The 218-nt window shown below is 34.9% G+C and carries 1 pseudogene; it reads right to left on the minus strand.

Annotation, left to right across the window (positions count from 1 at the left end):
• A pseudogene (locus WG67_RS08290) lies at window positions 1-218 on the minus strand (elongation factor 4); the annotation flags it as partial.

The following is a 218-nucleotide window of genomic DNA, read 5'->3' on the forward strand; positions in this document are numbered from 1 at the left end:
TTTGGCTTACCAGATAGCTGGAAATTTCCCAATCCAAACTTGCATATCCTTTGGAAATTGATTTTAATCGATCATAAAAGTCAAAAACAACTTCAGACAGTGGTAATTTATATCTTAACAATGCTGTTGTTGTGTTACCAATGTAAGATAAATCCTCCTGTTCTCCCCTCCTTTCTTCACATAGAGATAGAATATCACCTAAGTATTGATCAGGAACC

The sequence above is a fragment of the Wolbachia endosymbiont of Drosophila incompta genome (assembly GCF_001758565.1).
GTDB classification, from domain to species: domain Bacteria; phylum Pseudomonadota; class Alphaproteobacteria; order Rickettsiales; family Anaplasmataceae; genus Wolbachia; species Wolbachia pipientis.